The following is a 3,263-nucleotide window of genomic DNA, read 5'->3' as shown; positions in this document are numbered from 1 at the left end:
TGTAAATTAGCACATTATCCCAGACATCTAATTTCACTTTAATCCAGTTAGAAATCTGAAATAATGTGCCGACTTTTTCACTTTAATTCAGTTTTGAAAATTAATATGCAAATTCTTTCAGACGCGCATTTGAAAGAAAATCCCCCTAAAAAGGGAGATTAAATGCAGGTATTAAATCCATTTGTAAAACACGTACCCTATACACTTCAAATAGGCTGAGTGTAAATGTGACTTCATTTTCAATCGTTATCAACCAGTCAGGGCTATCTTTCTCCATACAAGTTCTAAAATAACGATTCTGAATACGTATTTCAACTGACATTCCTTGTACTATTTCATAGGCTTGCTGACCAATCCATATATTCCATTCTTGCTTACCAAAATCAAAAAACATGATTCCACGACGCATCATAAACCACCCTCTTCGGCAGCCAGGCGAACAATTTCTTCATCTATTTGTTCTTTCTTCAGTTGCGCCCCATATAAAAGGCTATTGATAGTTAATGTATTAATAACTCGAGGCCATCCTTGGGACCGTAGAGCGATTGCCTCAAAGGCAGTTGCTGTGAAAATAGGCATTTTGGATCCTGCCATTTTCAAATGGTGATCAATATAGGCGGATACATCCTCTTTACTTAATGGCTGTAGTTGATACCTCATGATGACTCGTTGGGCTAATGGTCGATGGTGATTCAGATTCAGTCGCGTTTTTAAATGTGGCAAGCCCGCTAATATAAGGATAAAAGGATTCGTTGAATCCATCTGAAAGTTAAAAAGAATAGCTAGATCCTGTAAAAAGGCATCTTTTGCCATATGCATCTCATCTAGAATAAAGACAGGTGTAACCTTGCGTTCCTGATCCATTCGTTCAATTCCTTGTTGGATTTGGCGAAACAGATCCACTTTACGAAACTTCGGATCCTCCCCCAAACCGTAAGCCAATCCCCGATAAAAGTCCATCACGCCACCCGTAGACAATGGGAAGTAAACCACATGATATAATGCTGGGTTAAGGGACTCCTTAAATGACCGCAAAGTAAATGTCTTTCCAGCACCGGGATCGCCGATAACTAACCCAATCCCTTTGGATTTCCGTAAATATTCCAGTCCATTCAATGCCTCCTGATATCCTGCGGACGGGAAGGCTTCTGCTTGGTTCATATCTTTGGAAAATGGTGTTTTTGCTAGGGAATAAAATGATTTATACACGATTCATTTCCTCCCCCTGATCTGTTGTTTCCGATACGGCGAATGGCGATTGTCTTCGCTTAATATGAGCGTTGTCATGCATAGAGACTGGAACGGCTTCAACTACCTTCTTTCCATCCTTGAAAATATAGACAGCTTGTTCATCCATTCTAACTTCAATCTTTTGACCAATATAGTGAGAGGGTACCTCGTATAATTGTTTGTCCAACGTAATTGTACCATCCAATTTTACCTTTCTTTCTGCCCGTTTTAAGAAAATGGTATCTAAAATGGATAGGTCCTCTAAAAATGTGATATGATCTAGTTGGGAATGGAACACTTCGTGTGGTGTTTTCCCATCTAGAGAGGCATGTGGCTTTCGGTGGTAATCCTCCTCAAGCCACTGCCAAAAACGTTCATTTAATTCCTCTAGGGAATGAACCGGATCACTTTTTAACAGTGGATAAAAACGTGTTTGTATGGTTTTAAATAATCTCTCGATTTTCCCTTTGCTTTTAGGATCATAAGGCTGCGTGTGTGCTAATGTAATCCCTAATTGGGCACATGCATATTGCAGCGTATCAGACCGATAAATTTTGCCGTTATCCGCATAAATGATGGTCGGTTTCCCACGTCGTATCAACGCTTCCCTCGTCACTTCACGCAATCCATCGAATTTCTCGGAAGAGAAAAATTGTGCGTAAGGTACAAGCCTGGAACAGTCATCAATATATGCAATAAGAAACGTTTTCTTCGCTTTTCCATTGATTTGAATATATGGACCGTGTGACAAATCCGCCTGCCACAATACATTGACCTTATCGTGGGCAAATCGTTTCCGTTCTTTTTCTGGATGATAGCTCGTATGATATCTACCAGCTAACTTATGTTCTTTTAGGAGCCTATTGATGGTGGCGTATGAAACGTCGTGCTTTTGTATTTCCCCACGTTTAATCAGTTGGTCGTAAAAAACACTGACAGGCATATGGAGAAATTCCCTTCGTATTTCTAAAATATGATCCTTATCATCTGGCGATAGTCTTCTAGAATCCCCACGATCGGAACGCCTTTTTGGTTTCAAAGCATCAAAACCATTCCTACGGTAATGAAGAAGCCATTCTTGCATGGTTTTAGCTGCAACCTTCCGTTCCCCATAGTAAGGAACCTGGTGGATTTTCCCCTCCATTTCTTGAAAATATTCCTTTGGCTTCATTTGCCCATTCAAAAGTGGGGCAATCAAGCCATAACGAAATAAAGCAATTTCTTCCCGTGTTTTCTCATTCATGAATTTTTCCTCCTTTTTATAAGAAGGACAACCGGTTATCCATTGCTTTTATTCTACTTTTTTCATCAATAGTTTCATAGGCAAGACTTATGTGGGATTAATACTATTTTTTTATTACGAAAAATATGGTAAAATTAATTTGCCCATAAAGTATGATGATAAATGACCCCAGCTCCTTCGAAAGAAGGATGATTCTCCAAAATCAAGGATCATTTTCATATATTTTAGGGCTTCTTTTTTGAATCTTTTTGAAAACCCCAATTGATGCCCTAAATCCACAAAAAAGCTATGTATCCAATGAAGCTGTTCATAAAAGCGTCTGACGTGCTGGGCTAATTGCTGACGGCTTTCATTCACTTTCTTCCCCTCCAAGAAACGAAGTACCCTATCAATAATCGTATGTAATGTATGTTGGAAATAAGGAATAAGAAAATCAGGTAAAATAGAGATATTGACCTTGCAAACCAAGCATTTGAAACGACAAATTGGAATCCGCAGTTCCCTTTGTTCATCTATTCCATAGCGCCAATAGAAGCCGTTACGATGAAGATTTCCCTGTGAAATGCAGTTACAATTGGGGCATCGGTCAAATGTTGGAAATTCATTCTCTTTTTCCCTTGCCCCATACTCTTCAAGGCCAATTCCAAAATTAAATGAAATGATCATAAAAAAACTCCCCCTTATAATATGCAAAAAATTTAGCATATTGTGTCAGGAAAGTACAGTAATCATACTGGAGGAATTTGATTTAAATAGGCCAATTTTGGATGGGATAAAGTGATGCTTTACA

4 protein-coding genes are annotated in these 3,263 nt (G+C 38.8%); all 4 read right to left on the bottom strand.

Going from position 1 to position 3,263, the window contains the following annotated elements; all coding sequences use genetic code 11:
* Nucleotides 1-145 precede the first annotated feature (145 nt).
* A complete protein-coding gene (locus tag ACTNEP_RS20345) occupies nt 146-412 on the bottom strand; it encodes a DUF5348 domain-containing protein (protein ID WP_339213335.1) in 267 nt (88 codons plus the stop codon).
* Entirely contained in the window at nt 409-1,209 is an 801-nt protein-coding gene (locus ACTNEP_RS20340) for an ExeA family protein (protein WP_339213337.1), read from the bottom strand. Before ACTNEP_RS20340 ends, ACTNEP_RS20345 begins: the two co-directional genes overlap by 4 nt.
* Nucleotides 1,202-2,473: an IS481 family transposase gene (locus tag ACTNEP_RS20335; protein ID WP_441163773.1), complete on the bottom strand. Its 1,272-nt coding sequence runs from the start codon at nt 2,471-2,473 to the stop codon at nt 1,202-1,204. The genes ACTNEP_RS20340 and ACTNEP_RS20335 overlap by 8 nt, the downstream gene beginning before the upstream one ends.
* A 114-nt stretch (nt 2,474-2,587) precedes the next feature.
* Nucleotides 2,588-3,139 carry a DUF6431 domain-containing protein gene (locus ACTNEP_RS20330; RefSeq protein ID WP_441163772.1) on the bottom strand — a complete coding sequence of 184 codons (552 nt, stop codon included), beginning with the start codon at nt 3,137-3,139 and terminating at the stop codon, nt 2,588-2,590.
* Nucleotides 3,140-3,263 lie beyond the last annotated feature (124 nt).

This window comes from Gracilibacillus sp. HCP3S3_G5_2 (assembly GCF_052063305.1).
Lineage (GTDB): Bacteria > Bacillota > Bacilli > Bacillales > Amphibacillaceae > Gracilibacillus.
Note: the sequence above shows the minus strand (reverse complement) of the source record. Positions and strands in the feature narration are given on the sequence as shown.